Source organism: Jannaschia seohaensis, assembly GCF_900116765.1.
Classification (GTDB): domain Bacteria; phylum Pseudomonadota; class Alphaproteobacteria; order Rhodobacterales; family Rhodobacteraceae; genus Jannaschia; species Jannaschia seohaensis.
In genome coordinates this window covers 900,763-919,362 of sequence record NZ_UETC01000001.1, presented here as the reverse complement: position 1 = coordinate 919,362, position 18,600 = coordinate 900,763, and the positions used below count along the sequence as shown (strand labels likewise).

Below are 18,600 nucleotides of genomic sequence, written 5' to 3'. Positions count from 1 at the left end.
TGGGACCTCGATGACCAAGTCTTCCAATGCCATGTGGGGCGGCCGCTTCGCCGAGGGCCCGGACGCCATCATGGAAGCGATCAACGCCTCCATCGGCTTCGACCGCCGCATGGCGCGGCAAGACATCGAAGGTAGCCGGGCCCATGCCGCGATGCTCGCCGCCACGGGCATCGTGACAGCTAGCGACGCCGAAGCGATCCGGGAAGGGCTGATCACCGTCTTGTCAGAGATCGAGGCGGGCACGTTCCAGTATTCGACCGCCCTGGAAGACATCCACATGAACGTGGAAGCCCGGCTGACCGAGATCATCGGCGCGCCCGCCGGCCGGCTGCACACGGCGCGGTCCCGGAACGACCAGGTGGCACTCGACTTCCGGATGTGGGTGCGCGACCAAGCCGACGCGGCGATCGACGCCCTGCCCCGGCTGATGGCCGCGCTGGTGGCGCAGGCCGAGGCGGGAGCCGACTGGGTGATGCCGGGCTTCACCCATCTCCAGACCGCGCAGCCGGTCACCTGGGGCCATCACATGCTCGCCTATGTCGAGATGTTCGGACGCGATCTGGGCCGGATGAAGGATGCCCGCGCGCGCATGAACGAATGCCCCCTGGGCACTGCCGCCCTGGCCGGGACCAGCTTCCCCATCGACCGCGAGATGACGGCCGCGGCGCTGGGCTTCGATCGGCCCGCGGCCAATTCGCTCGACGCGGTGTCGGATCGGGATTTCGCGCTGGAGTTCCTCTCGGCCGCCTCGATCTGCGCCATGCACCTGTCCCGCCTTGCCGAAGAGCTGGTCATCTGGTCCTCCGCCCAGTTCCGCTTCGTCCGCCTCTCGGACCGCTGGTCGACCGGGTCCAGCATCATGCCGCAAAAGCGCAACCCGGACGCCGCCGAGTTGCTGCGCGCCAAGATCGGGCGGATCCTGGGCGCGCAGGTCGCGCTGCTGACCGTGATGAAGGGCCTGCCGCTGACCTATTCCAAGGACATGCAGGAAGATAAGGAGCAGGTCTTCGACGCCGCCGACAGCCTGATGCTGGCCCTGGCGGCGATGACCGGGATGGTCTCGGACATGACGGCGCAGAAAGACAACCTGGAGGCCGCCGCGTCCTCCGGCTTCTCGACGGCGACGGACCTCGCCGACTGGCTGGTGCGCGTGCTCGACCTGCCCTTCCGCGAGGCGCATCACGTCACCGGCGCTTTGGTGAAAATGGCCGAGGATGCAGGAATCGACCTGCCGGAGTTGTCGCTGGAGCAGATGCACGCGGTCGAGCCGCGCATCACCGCCGATGTCTTCGAAGTGCTGGGCGTGCGCAATTCCGTCGCCTCGCGCACCTCCTATGGCGGCACCGCGCCCGACAATGTGCGCGCGCAGGCCGCGCGCTGGAAGGAGATCCTGGCATGAGGAAACTGATCGCGGCCCTGGCCCTGACCCTGGCCGGCTGCGGCGTCGATGGCCCGCCCGTGCCCCCGTCCCAGGTCGACGAAGACGATTCCCGCCCGCCCAACGGCGTGACCATCACCGGAACCGCCGAGTTCGGCGTCAGCGGCGGGGTCTGACGACTCTCGGCCTGGAGACCCGGCAGGCCCTGCCGCAGCGCGTCACAAGACCCTGCCCCGCGGGCCTTTAGAGGCCATTCCGAGGTCTCGGGACCGCGACGGGCGGCCAGAGCCCTCCTCCGGGGCGCCCACGCTTTCGCGCGGCATGCCCGAAGGAGAGGCACTGCGCGGCGCCCGTGCGCGTCCGACCCGACAGGCCGGGGAAATTTCTTTAAGATTTCGCAAAGTCCAGGGTTTCCCCTTGAAAAGCGCGTCGACTCGGCGCCACCTAAGGTTGAGCGACCGCTCATTGCGCGGCTCAACCGCGCCAAACCAAGGCGATACGACCCATGAAGGCTATTCTTCTGGGCTCGCTCGAGATGCTGGCGGATACGTCCGACCTCTGGCGCCAGGCCTTCCGGCAGGCTTTTCTCGATCATGGCCTGCATATCGACCCCCGGACCAACCGTCCGGGCCAAACGCGCCGCGTCATGCGTCCCGAAGACCTGTGTCCCGTTCCAGTCGACGCGATCCTGCGCTGTCGCAACCATCACTACGGCCAGGCCCTGGCGCAGGGGCCGCTGCGGCCCAGGCCGGGTCTCGTGGCAGTCCTCGACGACATCGCGCGGCGGAACATCGCGCTGGGCCTCGTCGCGACGACCCCCTTCGAATGGACGGTCTCGGTCTTCGACGCGCTGGACCTCGCGCCCGAGCGGTTCGACGCGATCGTCACCGAGGCGCATGTCACCGCCGACAAGCCGGCGGCGGATTGCTACCACCTCGCCGCCGCGATGCTCGCCACCGCCCCGGAAGACTGTCTGGTCGCCGAGATGGGACTGTCGGGCGTTGTCTCGGCGCGCGCCGCACGGATGTCGGTGCTGGATCTGCGCGGCTGCGGCGATCCGCTGGCGCGGCTCGCCGCCGTCCTGCCGAACCCCGAGCCCGCGATTCCCGGCTGACGCGGCCCATCCCCGCGCCCCGTTGCGCCCCGGGCGCACGCTGCATAGTGTCCCCTGCGACGAACGCGACGAGACACGCGCGCCCCGCAGGAGAAAGCCGTGGAAAAGATCCCGATGACGCCGCGCGGCATGACCGCGCTCCAGACCGAATTGAAGACGCTCAAATCCGAAGAGCGGCCCGCCATTATCCGCGCGATCGCCGAAGCGCGCGAGCATGGCGACCTGAGCGAGAACGCCGAGTACCACTCCGCCCGCGAAAAGCAGTCCTTCATCGAGGGCCGCATCAAGGAGTTGGAGGGTCTGATCTCGCTCGCCTCGGTGATCGACCCGGCCAAGCTCTCGGGCTCGATCAAATTCGGCGCGACCGTGACCCTGGTCGACGAGGAGACCGAGGAAGAAAAGACCTACCAGATCGTGGGCGAGCAGGAGGCCGATATCGAGAACGGCCTGCTCAACATCAAATCGCCCCTGGCCCGTGCCCTGATCGGCAAGGAGGAGGGCGACTCGGTCGAAGTGCGCACCCCCGGGGGCGTGCGCGACTACGAGGTCACGTCCGTCCAATACATCTGACATGAGCGAAGCCCCCCGTCCCGCCCCGGTGCCGCCCGCATCGGGCGCGATCACGGCGGTCGAGGTCGCCGCCCTGATCGTGACGCTGCTCTGGCTGGCCGTCGTGGGCTGGTTCTTCCTGGCCGTGACCGGCGGCGAGGGGGCGGCGGTGCGCGCCGACCCGCTGAGCCTGATGATGTCGGTGATGGGCATCTTCCTGCCGGTAGCGCTGATTTGGGTGGCGGCGGCGGCGGCGCGCACGGCCCGTACCATGCGCGAGGAGAGCGCCCGCCTCCAGGCGGCCATAGACGCCATGCGCCTGAGCTATATCGAGAGCCAGGAGATCGCGGGCCACAGCTTGCGGAGCGCCATGGAGGAGCGGCTGGAGGGCGTGACCCGGACCCAGGCGGTATTGGGCGCCGAGATCGCGGGGCTGCAGGCCGACCGCCCGCCCGAGCAAAAGCCCGAGCGCGTCCTCGCGCCCCCGGCCCGCCCCGAGCCGCCCGCGCAGCCGGCGCTGGCCCTGGACGAGGACGAGCCGGGCGCCCCGCTGCCCCCGGCGGAGTTCATCCGCGCGCTCAACTTCCCCGACAACGACCGCGACGTGGAAGGCTTCGACGTGCTGCGCCGGGCGCTCAAGCACCGCCCGACCGCGCAGCTGGTTGCCTCCGCGCAGGAGGTACTGACGCTGCTGGCCCAGGACGGGATCTATGTCGACGACTTCTCCCCTCACCGCGCCACGCCCGAGACCTGGCGGGTCTTCGCCGGCGGCGCCCGTGGCCCCTCGATCGCCGCACTGGGCGGGGTCAAGGACCGCTCGTCGCTGGCGCTGTGTTCGGCGCGGATGAAGGAGGACCCGGTCTTTCGCGATGCGGTGCACCTGTTCCTGCGGACCTTCGACAAGGTCTTCCCCGATTTCGTCGACGTGGCGAGCGGACCAGAAATCGCCCGCTTCGCCGACACGCGGACCGCGCGGGCCTTCATGCTGACCGGACGCGTGGCGGGGCTGTTCGACGGCTGAGGGGGCGCAGGCGTCGTTTGGGTGCCGCGCCCTGCGATACAGGCTCTTGAATGGGCGAAGCGCCCGATCTTGGCGGAGCGACTTGAGTATTTGCGAACCCGTGATGAGGCACAGTCTCGCTCACCCGCCGTCGAATCCGCGGCGGATGTCACGCCAGACGCGGATGTTGAGCACGAACATGCCGAGGACCGTGGCGTAGACCGGAACCATGAGGGCCGTGCCGCGCGGCAGCCAGATCTGCGCCGCCTCGACCATCGCGCCCGAAAACAGCAGGCCCAGCGGCATCTCCGCGAAGCTGACGAGCCGGTAGATGGCGTGAACCCGACCCCGTAATGCGTCAGGCACCCGGCGCTGGCGGTAGGCCGTCGAGACGGCATTCCAGAGCAGACCGCCGAACTCGAACGCCACCAGCACCGCCGCCGCGACGGCGGCCGGAACGTAAGGGAGAGCGAGAAAGACGGGGATCCCGATGACACTGCCCCGCTGGGCCGTCCGGCCAGGGCCGAACCAGCGGACCGCGCGCGCCCCCGCGAGCCCGCCCAGCACGCCGCCCAGGGCGCCCGCCACCAGGACGAGGCCATGAGCCGGCGCGTCGAGACCCAGGTCTTCCTGCGCATGCAGGACCAGCGCGATCAGCGCCATATCGGCCAGCAGGGTCCAGGCGCCGGTGATGCAGACGAGGCGGCGTAGAAACGGCTCTCGGCGCAGGAAGGTCAGGCCGTCCGCGAGCTCCGCCCGCCAGTCCCGCGGGGCCGCGCGCGGGGACTGGACCGCGTGCAGGCCGAGCATCAGGAAGGCGCCCGCCAGATACAGCCCTGCCGCCGCGGCAAAGGGCGCGGCGAGCGCCAGACCGATCAGCACCGCGCCCAGCGCAGGGCCCGCCATCGCGTTGCCGACGAGCTCCGCCGATCACAGTCGGCCGTTGGCGGCCAATGGCGGCCTCCAACCGCTCCGACGGCGCGAGGAGCGGCAAGACCGACGCCGCCGCGCTGTCGCACAGCACTTCCGCCGCGCCCACAGCCAGCGCGGCTCCCAAGATCCCCCAGAGCAGCGGCGGCGCGCCCTCCATTCGCGGTGCCCCTGGCAGCGTCGTGTGCCAGAGCAGCAGCGCAACACCGGCGAAGGCTGCAACCCGCAGGAGATCCGCCGCCAGCACCAGCCGCCCGCGGTCGTGACGGTCCGCCAGAATGGCCGCGGGCAGCGCCAGCAGCACCCAGGGCAGGCGCACCGCCACCGGCACAATCGCCACCCAGAGCGCGCCCCGGGTCTGCAGCGACGCGGCCCAGGCCCAGGCCAGCACAGCGATGCCATCGCCCAGATTGGTCAGCCCGGCGGCGGCGATGAGGCGTCGGATCCGCGTCATATCCGGCTCTTGCGACCTCGACCGCGGTTCAGGTCAAACCCCGTTCGCATGCGCAGGCCTCCCGTGCGCTGACACCGCTTTATTCAACAGGGACAACCTCTAGTTTTGTCGAAAATACAGATTGGAGGCCCCCATGGGACAGCTTGTCGACGGCGTCTGGCAGGACACCTGGTACGACACCAAGAAAAGCGGCGGGAAATTCGTCCGCTCCACCGCAGGATTCCGGAACTGGATCACGGCGGACGGCGCGCCAGGCCCATCGGGCGAAGGCGGCTTCAAGGCCGAGGCGGGGCGCTACCACCTCTATGTCTCGCTGGCCTGCCCCTGGGCCCACCGCACGTTGATCTTCCGCGCGCTCAAGGGGTTGGAGGACCTGATCGATATCTCGGTGGTCCACCCCGACATGCTGGGCGACGGCTGGACCTTCGAGACCGACGCCCATGGCGCGACCGGCGACAAGCTCTATGGCCTGCCCTTCGCCCGGGATCTCTATGTCAAAGCGAAACCCGACGTGTCGGGCCGGGTGACGGTGCCGATTCTGTGGGACAGGCAGCGCGAGACCATCGTGTCGAACGAAAGCTCCGAGATCATCCGCATGTTCAACTCGGCCTTCGACGGGCTGACCGGCGATACGCAGGACTTCTACCCCGAGGAGCTGCGGCCCGAGATCGACCGGATCAACGACCGCGTCTATGACACGCTCAATAACGGGGTCTACAAATCGGGCTTCGCGACCACCCAGGAGGCCTATGACGCCGCGGTCTATCCGCTCTTCGACACGATGGACTGGCTCGACGGCCTGTTGGCGGAGCGGCGCTATCTGGCGGGCGACCGGATCACCGAAGCCGATTGGCGGCTGTTCACCACCCTGGTGCGCTTCGATGCGGTCTATCACCTGCACTTCAAGTGCAACCGCAAGCGGCTGATCGACTATTCCAACCTCTGGCCCTATGCGCGAGAGCTGTTCCAGGTGCCCGGCGTTGCCGGAACGGTGGGGATGGCGCATATCGTGCGCCATTACCACTACAGCCACGAGACGATTAACCCGCACCGGATCGTCCCGATCAATCCGGTCATCGACTGGATGGAGCCCCATGGGCGCGAGGCGCTTCGGCACGCCGCCTGAGCCGCCCCGCCGCGCCCGGCGCCTGGGAGGGCCGGGCGCGCGACCCGGGCCGCGCGGCGCTTCAGCGGCGCTGCAACTCGGCCTTGGCGTGATGGGCGATGAGCGCCACCATATCCGGCTCCGCCATGCCCCGCGCCACATGGGCATGCACGTTGGCGCAGTGCTGAAACAGCGATCCGTCCGAGAACATCGCCGTATCGCTGACGAAGATCACCCGCGCCTTCGGATGTCGGAAGCTGACGAAATCCGCCACCGCGAGGGGGCTGCCATCGGTCAGTCCGAGGTCGATCAGGACGACCGCGGGGCGCAGAACGAACATCTTGGCGACGGCCTGCGCCTGACTCTGGGCGACCTCCGCGCGGAAGTCGTCCCAGGCTGCCGTCGCCTCCCGCCCGCGCTGGAGTGTGAAGCCCACCGTCAGCACCACGGGCCGGTCGTCTCGTGCGATCCGGTCGGACAGGGGCGCCGTCGCCGCATGGGCGGAAGTCTTTATCATCTAGCGCTCTCCAACTGCCCGGCCCGTGTGCCCCAACTCTCCGACGCGCCGGTTAACAGACGGTTAAGCGTTCCGAGCCAATTTGTGTCGAACGGCGGGTTTTCGCTTTCGCCCCTCCGGGATCGGCGAGGCCTCGCCGACGGTTGCTCCCGGCGTTCGGCTGTGATGGACAGGGCCAACCGAAACCGGAGGGCCCCATGACGACCACCATCACCATCTGCGACACATGCAAGCGCGACGGATGGGATGCGGGCTCGGGCCAGACCGATGGCGAGGCGCTGGCCACGCTGGTCGAGGCCGCGGCGGCCGGAGTCGACGGGGTCGTGACCCGCAGGCATTCCTGCCTCATGGGCTGCAAGGGCGCCTGCAACGTGACGCTCCAGGCGCCCGGCAAGATGGCCTATACCCTGGGCCGCTTCGACCCGGTGCCGGAGGCCGCCGAGGGCATCGTGGCCTATGCGACGGGCCATGCGGCCTCTCCCACGGGGGTCGTGCCGTTCCGAGAATGGCCGCAGGCGGTCAAAGGCCATTTCGTCACCCGGCATCCCCCGCTGGACTGAGCGATGGCCGCGGCGCGCGACCACGGCGGCGGGCTGGACGCGGCCTGTGCGCTCCATGGCGGGCGGCGCACGGACTGGCTGGACCTGTCCACCGGGATCAACCCTACCCCCTACCCCCTGCCCCCCCTGCCGCAAGACGCCTGGACGGCGCTGCCCGATGCGGGCGCGACGCAGGCGCTGATCGCGGCGGCGCGCGGAGTCTGGCGCGTCCCAAGCGGTGCGGAGATCCTGCCGGCCCCCGGGGCCTCGGCCCTGATCGCGCGACTGCCCGGGATCGCGGCGGGCGGGCCGGTTCACATTCCCGGCCCGACCTATAACGAGCACGCGGCTGCCTTCGCCGCCGCAGGCGCGACGGTGATCGACGCGCCGCCCGCGCCGGGCCGGACCTGCGTGGTGGTCAGCCCGAACAATCCCGATGGACGGTGGTGGACCGCCGCCGATCTGCCGGAGGGCGCCCCCCTGACTGTAATCGACGAGAGTTTTGCCGATATCGACCCCGCCCGTTCGATGGTGGCCCTGGCCGAGCGCCCCGGCGTTATCATACTCAAATCGTTCGGAAAGTTCTGGGGCCTGGCCGGACTGCGCCTGGGCTTCGCCATCGGCCATCCACAGACTCTGGCCCCCTTGCGGGACGCGCTGGGCCCCTGGCCGGTCTCGGGCCCGGCGCTGGCCATCGGCGCCGCAGCGCTGGCGGACGGCGCCTGGACCGAGGCCACCCGGGTCCGGCTGACGCGCGACGCGGCGCGGCTGGACGGGCTGATGGCCCCCCATGGACGGCTCGTGGGCGGCACGCCGCTCTTCCGTCTCTACGAGACGACCGACGCGGCCGCGCTGCGTGACCGGCTCGCGGCCCATCGCATCTGGTCGCGGATCTTTCCCTATTCGGCCACCTGGCTGCGGCTGGGTCTGCCTCCGGCGACGGGCTGGGACAGAGTGGCGGCAGCGCTCGCCTGATGCTGGCGCTCGCGCTTGTCCTCGACGCGATCTTCGGCGAGCCCGACTGGCTCTGGTCGCGCCTGCCGCATCCGGCGGTGCTGATGGGACGGGCGGTCGGCGCGCTGGATCGCTGGCTGAACCGGGGCGCGGGGCGGCGCGCGAAAGGGGTCGGCGCCGTCGCGCTCCTGGTCGGGGGGGCCTGGGCGCTGGGATGGGGCCTGGCGGCGATCCCGGATGGCGGTGTGATCGAGGTAGGTCTGGCTGCCATCCTGCTGGCGCAGCGCAGCCTGTTGGAGCATGTGCGCGCGGTCGCCCATGCGCTCCGCCGGGGCGTGCCCGAAGGCCGCGCCGCCGTCGCTATGATCGTCGGACGGGACACCGAAGGGATGACCGCGCCCCAGATCGCCCGCGCCGCCATCGAGAGCGCGGCCGAGAACCTCTCGGACGGGGTCGTCGCGCCCGCTGTCTGGTTCGCGGTGGCCGGGCTGCCGGGGATGCTGGTCTACAAGGCGGTCAACACCGCCGACAGCATGATCGGCTACCGCACGCCTCGCCACGAAGCCTTCGGCTGGGCCGCCGCCCGGCTGGACGATGCGCTCAACTGGATCCCGGCGCGGCTGACGGCGGGGCTGATCCTGCTGGTCCATGGCGCCTGGCGGCACGCCCCGCAGGTTCCGCGCGACGCGCGGCTGCACCGCTCGCCCAATGCGGGCTGGCCCGAGGCCGCGCTGGCCCCGGTCCTCGGCATCGCGCTGGCGGGGCCGCGCAGCTATGCCGGACGCCTCCAGGAGTTTCCCTGGGTCAATGCCGCCGGCCGCCGCGACCCCGGCCCGGACGAGATAGAGCGCGCCTGCGCCGCCCTCTGGCGCTGCTGGGCGGGCCTTTTTGCGATCGCGGCCGGGCTCGCCCTCCTGTCACAGACCTGAAAGGGGTCTCGCGCGGGCGCGCAAGAGTGACACGCAGCGCCCGACAAACCTTGACCCGGATCAAATGTAGCGCAACGTGACTCCATGAAGCTTCAATCGATCCGCCCTTCGACGACGGTCAACGGCTGCACCGACTGTCCGATCCGTCCCCGCGCGGTCTGCGCCCATTGCAACGATGCGGAACTCGTCGCCCTGGATCGGATCAAGCATTACAAGACCTGGAAGGCGGGCGAGACCATCGTCCACGAAGGCGCCCCGCTCGATTTCGCCGCCTCGGTGGTCACGGGCTGCGCCACGCTGAGCCGTTCGCTCGAAGACGGTCGGCGTCAGATCGTCGGCCTGTTGCTGCCCTCCGACTTCATCGGCCGGCCCGGCCGGGCTCGATCCGAGCACGCCATCGAAGCCGCCTCCGACGTGACGCTCTGCACCTTCCGGCGCGCCCCCTTCGAGGCGCTCTTGCAGGAGTCGCCGCGAATCGCGTCGCGCCTGCTCGCCATGTCCCTGGACGAGTTGGACGCCACGCGGGAATGGATGCTGCTGCTCGGCCGCAAGACCGCGCGCGAGAAGGTCGCGACCTTCCTTCTGGCGCTCCTGCGCCGCACCGCGACGGGCCCGGGGCCCTATCGCACCGACCTCCCGCTCAGCCGGGAAGAGATCGCCACCTTCCTGGGTCTGACGATCGAGACCGTGAGCCGCCAGCTGACGAGCCTGCGCAAGGACGGCGTGATCGGCCTGGACGGGTTGCGCACGGTGACCTGCGCCGACTTGCAGCGCCTGGGCGCCGAGAGCGGCGCCGAAGTGGCGGAGGCGCTGCTGCCCTGAGGACGCCCCCGCGTCCGTTTGACGCGGGACAGGAACGGCCGGCGGGCGGATACCACCCAACCCTCGGAAATCCAAATTTTTTCAGACCGTAAGCACCGGATCGCTTGCGTGGTGCTCGCTCCCCACTTCACGTCCACGAACCGGGAGTTGACGCAGGTCAAGGTTTACGGCCCGCGCCAGTGAGATGTCGCACCCGTTGCAACGGAGCGGGTGCAGATGAATACCGACGTCCTCAAGCTCGTGGCCTTCGCGCTGATCGCGTTGTTGGCGGCGATCGCGGCCGACAAGGCCCACGATGCCGCCTACATGGTCCACGCCATTATCATACTCATCCTTTCGGCCAGCGCCTTCCTGTGGCAGCTGCGCACGATGCCCGCCCCGGGCACCGCGCTTCCGCGCGTGCGCGAGGCGCCTGTCGGCTACATGGACGGACCCATCCGCGCCGGCGTGATCGCCACCGCGTTCTGGGGCGTCGTGGGCTTTCTCGCGGGAACCTATATCGCGTTCCAGCTGGCCTTCCCGGCTCTGAACTTCGACTGGGGCCAGCCCTTCACCAATTTCGGCCGCCTGCGTCCGCTCCACACGAGCGCGGTGATTTTCGCGTTCGGGGGCAACGCCCTGATCGCGTCCTCGCTCTACATCGTACAGCGCACCTGCGGCGCCCGCCTCTGGGGCGGCAACGCGGCCTGGTTCTTGTTCTGGGGCTATAACTTCTTCATCGTGCTGGCGGCGACCGGCTATCTGCTGGGGGCCACCCAGTCCAAGGAATACGCCGAGCCGGAGTGGTATATCGATTTGTGGCTGACGATCGTATGGGTCGTCTACCTCGCGGTCTTCATGGGCACGATCCTGAAGCGCAAGGAAAAGCACATCTACGTCGCCAACTGGTTCCTGCTCGCGTTCATCGTGACGGTGGCGATGCTGCACGTGGTCAACAACCTGGCGATCCCGGTTTCGATCTGGGGCTCCAAGTCCGTGATCGTATACTCGGGCGTGCAGGACGCGATGGTGCAGTGGTGGTATGGCCATAACGCCGTGGGCTTCTTCCTGACCGCCGGCTTCCTGGGGATGATGTACTACTTCATCCCGAAACAGGCCGAGCGTCCCGTCTATTCCTACAAGCTGTCGATCATCCACTTTTGGGCGCTGATCTTCCTGTATATCTGGGCGGGCCCGCACCACCTTCACTACACCGCGCTGCCCGACTGGGCCTCGACGCTGGGCATGGTGTTCTCGGTGATCCTGTGGATGCCCAGCTGGGGCGGCATGATCAACGGCCTGATGACGCTGCAAGGCGCCTGGGACAAGATCCGCACCGACCCGATCATCCGGATGTTCGTCGCCTCGCTCGCCTTCTACGGCATGTCGACCTTCGAAGGCCCCATGATGTCGATCCGGGCGGTCAACAGCCTCAGCCACTACACCGACTGGACCATCGGTCACGTGCACTCGGGTGCGCTGGGCTGGAACGGCCTGATCACCTTCGGCGCGCTCTACTTCCTGACGCCCAAGCTCTGGGGCCGGGCGCGGATGTACTCGATGTCGGCGATCAACCTGCACTTCTGGTTGGCGACGGTCGGGATCGTGCTCTACGCCGCCTCGATGTGGGTGTCGGGCATCATGGAAGGCCTGATGTGGCGCGAGGTCGATCCGAACGGCTTCCTGGTCAACAGCTTCGCCGACACCGTCGACGCCAAGTTCCCGATGTACGTGGTCCGTGCGCTGGGCGGCGTCCTCTACGTGGCCGGAGCGGTGGTCATGGTCTGGAACATGTGGATGACGATCCGGTCCCCGCGGACCGAAGCCGTCGCCACCCCCGCGGAGTGATGTGAGATGAGCACCGACCCCAAAGACCCGAACTACGAACCCAAGGACGACCCCAAGGTGGCGACCGCCGCCGAAGGGGCGGCCAAGGGGGAGGTCCCCAACGAGCTGCCGCCGGAGGCCGAGAAGATCACCTTCCACCAGCGTCTGGAGCGCAACGCGACGCTCCTGCTGGGCGCCAGCTTCCTGGTGGTGACCGTCGGCGGCATCGTCGAGATCGCGCCGCTCTTCTGGCTGGAAAACACCATCGAGGAGGTGGAGGGCATGCGCCCCTACTCCCCGCTGGAGCTGGCCGGGCGCGAGATCTACATCCGCGAGGGCTGCTATGTTTGCCACTCCCAAATGATCCGCCCGATGCGCGACGAGGTGGAGCGCTACGGGCATTACTCGCTGGCCGCGGAGTCGATGTACGATCACCCGTTCCAATGGGGCTCCAAACGGACCGGACCCGATCTGGCCCGCGTGGGCGGCCGCTATTCGGACGAGTGGCATGTCGACCATCTGATCGATCCGCAGAGCGTCGTGCCCGAAAGCGTCATGCCGAAATACGAGTTCCTCGTGGATACGCGGCTCGACACGACGCATATCCGCGACCTCGTGGCGACCCACAGGATGGTCGGCGTGCCCTACACGGACGAGATGGTCCGCACGGCCGCCGCCGATATCCGGGTCCAGGTCGATCCGTTCGGCGATATCGACGGCCTGCTGGAACGCTATCCCGGCGCGCAGGTGCGCAACTTCGACGGGGTGGACGCGCTGACCGAGATGGATGCGCTGATCGCCTATCTGCAAATGCTGGGCACGCTGGTCGACTTCTCGACCTTCACGCCCGACGCCAGCCGCTGAGGGGGCCGCGATGGAGACCTATTCCTTCTTGCGCGAACTCGCCGATAGCTGGGTCCTGCTGGTCCTGACGCTGTTCTTCCTGGGTGTCTGGGTCTGGGCGTTTCGTCCCGGCTCCCGCCCGATCCACGACGACGCGGCGCGCGCGCCCTTCCGTCACGACGAAGGACCCGGGGAATGACCGGCCCCTCGATCCCCGCCCCCTGTACCAAGGGCTGCGCCGACTGCCCCTGCCGCCGCGCGGCAGACCGCCTCAAGGAGAGCCGCAATGGCTGACCGCAAGATCGATCCCGAGACGGGAACTGAGACCACCGGCCATGACTGGGACGGCATCGAAGAGCTCAACACGCCCCTGCCCCGCTGGTGGCTGTGGACCTTCTACGGAACCATCGTGTGGGGCGTGATCTACGTGATCCTGTTCCCGGCCTGGCCGCTCGTCAACGGCGCCACCAGTGGCATTCTAGGCTGGTCCACCCGCGGCGACGTCGCCGCCGAGACGGAGCGTGTGGCCCTTTCAAACGCCGACATGAACGACAGCCTGGTCGCCGTCGATCTCGCCGCGTTGGAGGAGAACGAGGACCTGCACCGTTTCGCCGTGCAGGCCGGCGCGTCGGTCTTCCGCACCTACTGCTCGCAGTGCCACGGCGCGGGCGCGGCCGGGGTTCAGGCCTCGGGCTATCCCAACCTGCTCGACGACGACTGGCTCTGGGGCGGCACCATCGAGGACATCGTCTACACGGTGCGCCACGGCATCCGGAACGAAGACGATCCGGACGCCCGCTGGTCCGAGATGCCCGCTTTCGACGGCATCCTTTCGGACGAGGAGATCACCGCCGTGACCCATCACGTCCGCAGCCTCTCCGACTTGGAGCATGACGCGGAGGCGGCGGCCTTCGGATCGGACCTCTATCTCGACAACTGCGCTTCCTGCCATGGCGACAATGGCCTGGGCGACCGCTTTGTCGGCGCCCCGAACCTGGCCGACGCGATCTGGCTTCGCGGCGGCTCGCAGGAGGCGATCGAAGCCCAGCTGCGCGCCCCCCGCCACGGCGTCATGCCGCCCTGGGGCGAGCGCCTGGGCGAGGCCGAGGTCCGGGCCGTCTCGGCCTATGTCCACGGCCTCGGCGGCGGCGAACGCCCGGCCAGCGAGTGATCGCGCCGGGCAGGGTCCGCGCCCCGCCCGGGAAAAGCTCCCCAAAGGACCGGGCGCCTCCGACCCAGCGGAGGCGCCCGATTGATAGACATCAAAGTCTCATTCCCCTGGACCTGCGAGACCGCACCCATGTCAGACGCTCCACCCCTCTTCGCCGCGCGTGAGCCGATCTTTCCCCGCCGCGTGCGAGGCACGTTCCGGACGCTCAAATGGGCCATCCTGATCGTCACCCTGGGCATCTACTACATCACGCCATGGATTCGCTGGGACCGGGGCCCGAACCTGCCCGATCAGGCGGTGCTGGTCGATCTCGCCGGCCGGCGCTTCTACTTCTTCTGGATCGAGATCTGGCCGCACGAGTTCTACTTCGTCGCCGGCCTGCTGATCATGGCGGGGCTTGGTCTGTTCCTCTTCACCTCCGCCCTGGGCAGGGTCTGGTGCGGCTATGCCTGCCCGCAAACCGTCTGGTCGGACCTTTTCTACGCCGTCGAGCGCTGGATCGAGGGCGACCGCAACGCCCGCATCCGCCTGCACGACGCCACCTGGGACGCGCGCAAGTGGCGGCTCCGGCTGACGAAATGGGCGGCCTGGCTCGCCATCGCGGTGGCCACCGGCGGCGCCTGGGTATTCTACTTCGCCGATGCGCCGACGCTGCTGGTCGACCTGATTACGCTGAACGCCCCCTTCGTGGCCTACGCGACCATCGGCGTCCTGACCGCCACGACCTTCGTGCTGGGCGGCTTCATGCGCGAGCAGGTCTGCATCTACATGTGCCCCTGGCCGCGCATCCAGGGCGCGATGATGGACCCCGGCACCCTGACCGTCGGCTATCGCGACTGGCGCGGCGAGCCCCGCGGCAAAGGCGGGATCAAGCGCCGTCAGGAGGCCGCCGCCGAGGCGATCGGCGGGGGCGAGGCCAAGGCCCGCTATGGCGCCGCGGTCGAGGACAAGGACCACGCGGCGGGGCGCACCGCGCGCGACGGCAGCATTCTGGGCGATTGCATCGACTGCAACGCTTGCGTCGCCGTCTGCCCCATGGGCATCGACATCCGGGAAGGCCAGCAGATGGAGTGCATCACCTGCGCGCTCTGCATCGATGCCTGCGACGAGGTGATGGCCAAGATCGGCCGTCCGCGCGGCCTGATCGACTATCTCGCCCTGGACGACCGTCCGCCCAGCGTGCCGGGCGACACCGCCGACGTGCATCCCCTCGGCACCGCTTCCGACGACGCGGCGCCGAGCGCCGCTGCGGCCGACTGGACGGCGCAGCCGGTCTGGCGCCACATCTTCCGCCTGCGGACGATCATCTACACGTTCGCCTGGGCCGGGATCGGCGTCGGCCTCGTCGTCGCGCTCTTCATCCGGCCGGAGATCGACCTGACCGTCGCTCCCGTCCGCAACCCGACCTACGTGACGCTGTCCGACGGCTCGATCCGCAACGCCTATGACATCCGCCTGCGCAACAAGCATGGCGAGGAACGCCCGTTCCACATCGCGCTCCGCGCCGACGGCATCCTGCGCATCGAACTGGAGGGCGAGCCCGACCTCACCGTCGACGTGCCCGCCAACGAGACCCGGCTGCAGCGCGTCTACGTCACCGCCCGCCCCCAGGATGCGGCCGCATCGCAGGAACGCAGCGACCTGCGCTTCTGGGTCGAGGACCTCGTCTCGGGCGAGCGCGCCTATCAAGACACCATCTTCAACGGAAGGGGACAGGAATGACCCACGCTTCGGAAACGCCGGGCAAACGCCCGCTGACCGGCGGCAAGGTCGCCGCCATGTTCTGCGGCGGCTTCGGCATCATCATCGCCGTCAACCTGACCCTGGCCTTCAACGCCGTCAGCACCTTCCCCGGCATCGAGACCAAGAACGTCTATGTCGTGAGCCAGGCCTTCGAGGCCGACCGCGCCGCTCAGGACGCGCTGGGCTGGGAGGTGGAGACGACGCTGAACGCCGACACGCTGCGCCTCGCGGTCACGGACGCGGAGGGGCCGGTGCAACCCCGGATCGTCTCGGCCACGTTCGGACGCGCCACCACGGTGGCGGATGACGTGGTGCCCGAGTTCTCTTGGGACGGCACGGCCTGGGTCGCGCCGATCGCGGCGGGACGCGGCAACTGGAACCTGCGGCTGGAAATGGAGGCCGCCGACGGCACCGCCTTCCGCCGCCGCATTCCGCTGCGGGTGACGCCGTGACCGCCGCCTGCCCCGCCTGCGCCGGCGCCGCCCCGGCCGCGCAGGTCGCCTCCGAGGCGGCGGGCGAGGTCATCCATCTCTCGCTGCCGGGCATCCATTGCGCGGGCTGCATCGCGGGGGTGGAGCGGACGCTCGGCGCGCTGCCCGGCGTGCGCGCCGCGCGGGTGAACCTGGGCCGCCGCCGCGCCCGCGTGGTGGTCGACCCGGGCACCGGCGCGGGGCCCGCGCTGACCGCGCTGGCCGCCGCCGGATACGAGGCGCAGGAACTGGACGAGGCGGCGCTGGACACGGGCGACGCCGCCGGTCGGATGCTGCTGGCCCGGATCGCCGTCGCGGGTTTCGCGATGATGAACGTGATGGCCCTCTCGGTCGCCGTCTGGTCCGGCGCCGGAGAGGCAACGCGCGCCCTTTTCCACTGGGCCGCCGCGGCCATCGCCCTGCCCGCGCTGGCCTTTGCCGCCGTGCCGTTCTTCACCTCCGCCTGGGGCGCGCTGCGGGCCGGGCGGCTCAACATGGACGTGCCGATCGCACTGGCCATCGCCCTGGCGGGCACGACCTCCCTGGTGGAGACGATCCTCGATTCGGGCGCCGATACTTGGTTCGACGCAGCCCTGTCGCTGACCTTCTTCCTGCTGGCGGGCCGCTATCTGGACCACCGGGCCCGCGCCACGGCGCGGTCGGCCGCGGCCGAACTGACTGCGCTGGAGCTGCCCCGCGCCACCCGGCTGGAGGGCGACCGCCGCGTCACCGTGGCCGTGGCCGATATCCGCCCGGGCGACCGGATCGCCCTCGCCGTCGGCGCCCGCGCGCCCGTGGACGGGGTGGCCGAGGCCGCTTGCCGCCTGGACCGCTCCGCCCTGACCGGCGAAGCCGATCCGGTCGAAATCCAGCCGGGCGACGCCGTCTGCGCCGGCGAGACCGTTCTCGGCGCGCCGCTCGTGCTGCGCGCCACGGCGCGGGCCGAGGACAGCACCCTCCGCCGCCTCGCCCGGCTGGTCGAGGTCGCCGAGACGGGGCGTCACCGCTACCAGGGCTGGGCCGACTGGGCCGCGAAGCTCTATGCACCGCTGGTCCACGGTCTGTCCGCCGTGGCTTTCGTCGCCTGGTGGGTCGCCACGGGCAGCGTCGGCACCGCCATCGCGGTCGCCACCGCCGTGCTCATCATTACCTGCCCCTGCGCGCTGGGCCTCGCGGTTCCGGCCGTCACCGCCAGCATGACCGGCCGCCTGTTCCGCGCGGGCGTCCTGCTGAAATCCGCCACCGCTCTGGAGCGTCTGGCCGAGGTCGACACCGTCCTGCTGGACAAGACCGGAACGCTGACCACCGGCCGCCTGGAGGCCCCCGACCTCGACCCGGCCGCCGCCGCCGTCGCGCGCGCCCTGGCCGAGGCGTCCGACCACCCCGTGTCGCGGGCCGTGGCCCATGCCTTGCAGGACCACGCCGCCGCCCCCCTGACCGACCTACGCGAGGTCCCCGGCGAAGGGATGCACGGCCTCTGGGACGGCGCGCCGGCCTTCCTGGGCCGCGGCCCCGACGGCACGGAGCTGCGCCTGCCCGACCGGACCCTGCCGCTCGCCACGCGGGAGGAGCTGCGCCCCGGCGCCGCCGAGGCCGTCGCCGCGCTGCGTGCCCAGGGTCTGTCGGTGCATCTCGTCACCGGAGACCACGCTCGCCGCGCCGCCGCCCTGGCCGCGCGCCTCGACCTGGACGAGGTCCATTCCGGTATCGCCCCCGAGGAGAAAGCGGCGCTGGTCGCCGAATTCGCCGCACGTGGCGCGCGCGTTCTGATGGTCGGCGACGGGATCAACGACGCGGCCGCCCTGGCCGCCGCCCATGCCTCCCTGGCCCCGGCCACGGCGCTCGACGCGGCGCGGGTCGCCGCCGATGGCGTCCTGCTGGCCGCCGATCTGCGGATCCTGCCCGAAACCCTGTCCACGGCCAAGCGGGCCGCGCGGCGCATCCGGCAGAACCTCGCGATCGCGGCGGGCTATAATTGCGTCGCGATCCCCGTGGCCCTGTCGGGCCTTGCGGGGCCGCTTGCGGCGGCGATCGCGATGTCCACCTCCTCTGTCACGGTCGTAGCAAACGCGGTGCGTCGATGAATGTCCTGGTCATCCTGATCCCCGTCTCGGTCGCGCTCGGCGCGCTCGGCCTCGCCGCCTGCATCTGGACGCTGCGCCACGGTCAATACGACGATCTCGACGGCGATGCGGCCCGGATTCTTCTGGACAAACCCGCCCCCGAGGCCGACCCTGAGGACAGTTCTGACGCTTGAATTTGACTTGTCGCGCGCA

At 69.7% G+C, this 18,600-nt stretch carries 20 protein-coding genes; 18 read left to right on the top strand and 2 right to left on the bottom strand.

Features of this window, described 5'->3' with window-relative positions; translation table 11 throughout:
* Positions 1-10 precede the first annotated feature (10 nt).
* From argH to DTQ71_RS04295, 5 genes are all read left to right on the top strand, one after another.
* Positions 11-1,399 (top strand): argininosuccinate lyase, encoded by a 1,389-nt coding sequence (gene argH, locus DTQ71_RS04315; protein WP_109563025.1) that lies wholly within the window; start codon positions 11-13, stop codon positions 1,397-1,399.
* Positions 1,396-1,554, top strand: a complete 159-nt coding sequence (locus DTQ71_RS04310; RefSeq protein ID WP_109563024.1) for an argininosuccinate lyase — start codon at positions 1,396-1,398, stop codon at positions 1,552-1,554. The genes argH and DTQ71_RS04310 overlap by 4 nt, the downstream gene beginning before the upstream one ends.
* Positions 1,555-1,883: 329 nt before the next feature.
* Positions 1,884-2,492, top strand: a complete 609-nt coding sequence (locus tag DTQ71_RS04305; protein WP_109563023.1) for an HAD family hydrolase — start codon at positions 1,884-1,886, stop codon at positions 2,490-2,492.
* A 99-nt stretch (positions 2,493-2,591) separates the two neighbouring features.
* On the top strand, positions 2,592-3,062 hold the full coding sequence (gene greA, locus DTQ71_RS04300; protein ID WP_109563022.1) for a transcription elongation factor GreA: 471 nt from the start codon (positions 2,592-2,594) through the stop codon (positions 3,060-3,062).
* Position 3,063: 1 nt separating this feature from the next.
* Positions 3,064-4,062, top strand: a complete 999-nt coding sequence (locus tag DTQ71_RS04295) for a hypothetical protein (protein ID WP_109563021.1) — start codon at positions 3,064-3,066, stop codon at positions 4,060-4,062.
* A 120-nt stretch (positions 4,063-4,182) separates the two neighbouring features.
* Here the strand turns inward: DTQ71_RS04295 and DTQ71_RS04290 are convergent, their stop codons facing one another.
* Positions 4,183-4,947 carry an MFS transporter gene (locus DTQ71_RS04290; RefSeq protein ID WP_109563020.1) on the bottom strand — a complete coding sequence of 255 codons (765 nt, stop codon included), beginning with the start codon at positions 4,945-4,947 and terminating at the stop codon, positions 4,183-4,185.
* Positions 4,948-5,558: 611 nt separating this feature from the next.
* Between DTQ71_RS04290 and DTQ71_RS04280 the strand changes: the two genes are divergently transcribed.
* A complete protein-coding gene (locus tag DTQ71_RS04280) occupies positions 5,559-6,551 on the top strand; it encodes a glutathione S-transferase family protein (protein ID WP_109563019.1) in 993 nt (330 codons plus the stop codon).
* Between the two features lie 61 nt (positions 6,552-6,612).
* Here the strand turns inward: DTQ71_RS04280 and DTQ71_RS04275 are convergent, their stop codons facing one another.
* Positions 6,613-7,047: a hypothetical protein gene (locus tag DTQ71_RS04275; RefSeq protein ID WP_109563018.1), complete on the bottom strand. Its 435-nt coding sequence runs from the start codon at positions 7,045-7,047 to the stop codon at positions 6,613-6,615.
* Positions 7,048-7,244: 197 nt separating this feature from the next.
* Here DTQ71_RS04275 and DTQ71_RS04270 point away from each other — a divergent pair, with 197 nt between their 5' ends.
* The 12 genes from DTQ71_RS04270 to ccoS all read left to right on the top strand — a co-directional run bounded on the left by DTQ71_RS04270 (position 7,245) and on the right by ccoS (position 18,581).
* Positions 7,245-7,607 carry a DUF1636 family protein gene (locus DTQ71_RS04270; protein ID WP_109563017.1) on the top strand — a complete coding sequence of 121 codons (363 nt, stop codon included), beginning with the start codon at positions 7,245-7,247 and terminating at the stop codon, positions 7,605-7,607.
* Between the two features lie 3 nt (positions 7,608-7,610).
* Positions 7,611-8,561, top strand: coding sequence for an aminotransferase class I/II-fold pyridoxal phosphate-dependent enzyme (locus tag DTQ71_RS04265; RefSeq protein ID WP_109563016.1), 951 nt, complete (start codon positions 7,611-7,613; stop codon positions 8,559-8,561).
* Positions 8,561-9,469 (top strand): adenosylcobinamide-phosphate synthase CbiB, encoded by a 909-nt coding sequence (gene cbiB / locus DTQ71_RS04260; RefSeq protein WP_109563015.1) that lies wholly within the window; start codon positions 8,561-8,563, stop codon positions 9,467-9,469. The genes DTQ71_RS04265 and cbiB overlap by 1 nt, the downstream gene beginning before the upstream one ends.
* A gap of 84 nt (positions 9,470-9,553) precedes the next feature.
* Positions 9,554-10,291: a transcriptional regulator FnrL gene (gene fnrL, locus DTQ71_RS04255; RefSeq protein WP_109563014.1), complete on the top strand. Its 738-nt coding sequence runs from the start codon at positions 9,554-9,556 to the stop codon at positions 10,289-10,291.
* Between the two features lie 216 nt (positions 10,292-10,507).
* Positions 10,508-12,118, top strand: a complete 1,611-nt coding sequence (ccoN, locus tag DTQ71_RS04250; RefSeq protein ID WP_109563013.1) for a cytochrome-c oxidase, cbb3-type subunit I — start codon at positions 10,508-10,510, stop codon at positions 12,116-12,118.
* A gap of 6 nt (positions 12,119-12,124) precedes the next feature.
* Positions 12,125-12,961, top strand: a complete 837-nt coding sequence (gene ccoO / locus DTQ71_RS04245) for a cytochrome-c oxidase, cbb3-type subunit II (RefSeq protein WP_109563012.1) — start codon at positions 12,125-12,127, stop codon at positions 12,959-12,961.
* A gap of 10 nt (positions 12,962-12,971) precedes the next feature.
* The gene (locus DTQ71_RS04240; protein ID WP_109563011.1) at positions 12,972-13,139 is read left to right on the top strand and encodes a cbb3-type cytochrome c oxidase subunit 3; all 168 of its coding nucleotides are present in this window, start codon (positions 12,972-12,974) and stop codon (positions 13,137-13,139) included.
* A gap of 87 nt (positions 13,140-13,226) precedes the next feature.
* Positions 13,227-14,111 carry a cytochrome-c oxidase, cbb3-type subunit III gene (gene ccoP, locus DTQ71_RS04235; RefSeq protein WP_109563010.1) on the top strand — a complete coding sequence of 295 codons (885 nt, stop codon included), beginning with the start codon at positions 13,227-13,229 and terminating at the stop codon, positions 14,109-14,111.
* A gap of 129 nt (positions 14,112-14,240) precedes the next feature.
* Positions 14,241-15,833: an RdxA/RdxB/FixG family protein gene (locus DTQ71_RS04230; protein ID WP_109563009.1), complete on the top strand. Its 1,593-nt coding sequence runs from the start codon at positions 14,241-14,243 to the stop codon at positions 15,831-15,833.
* Positions 15,830-16,306 carry a FixH family protein gene (locus tag DTQ71_RS04225; protein ID WP_109563008.1) on the top strand — a complete coding sequence of 159 codons (477 nt, stop codon included), beginning with the start codon at positions 15,830-15,832 and terminating at the stop codon, positions 16,304-16,306. Before DTQ71_RS04230 ends, DTQ71_RS04225 begins: the two co-directional genes overlap by 4 nt.
* Positions 16,303-18,408, top strand: a complete 2,106-nt coding sequence (locus DTQ71_RS04220) for a heavy metal translocating P-type ATPase (RefSeq protein ID WP_109563007.1) — start codon at positions 16,303-16,305, stop codon at positions 18,406-18,408. The genes DTQ71_RS04225 and DTQ71_RS04220 overlap by 4 nt, the downstream gene beginning before the upstream one ends.
* Positions 18,405-18,581 carry a cbb3-type cytochrome oxidase assembly protein CcoS gene (gene ccoS / locus DTQ71_RS04215; protein WP_109563006.1) on the top strand — a complete coding sequence of 59 codons (177 nt, stop codon included), beginning with the start codon at positions 18,405-18,407 and terminating at the stop codon, positions 18,579-18,581. The genes DTQ71_RS04220 and ccoS overlap by 4 nt, the downstream gene beginning before the upstream one ends.
* The last annotated feature ends 19 nt before the right edge of the window (positions 18,582-18,600 follow it).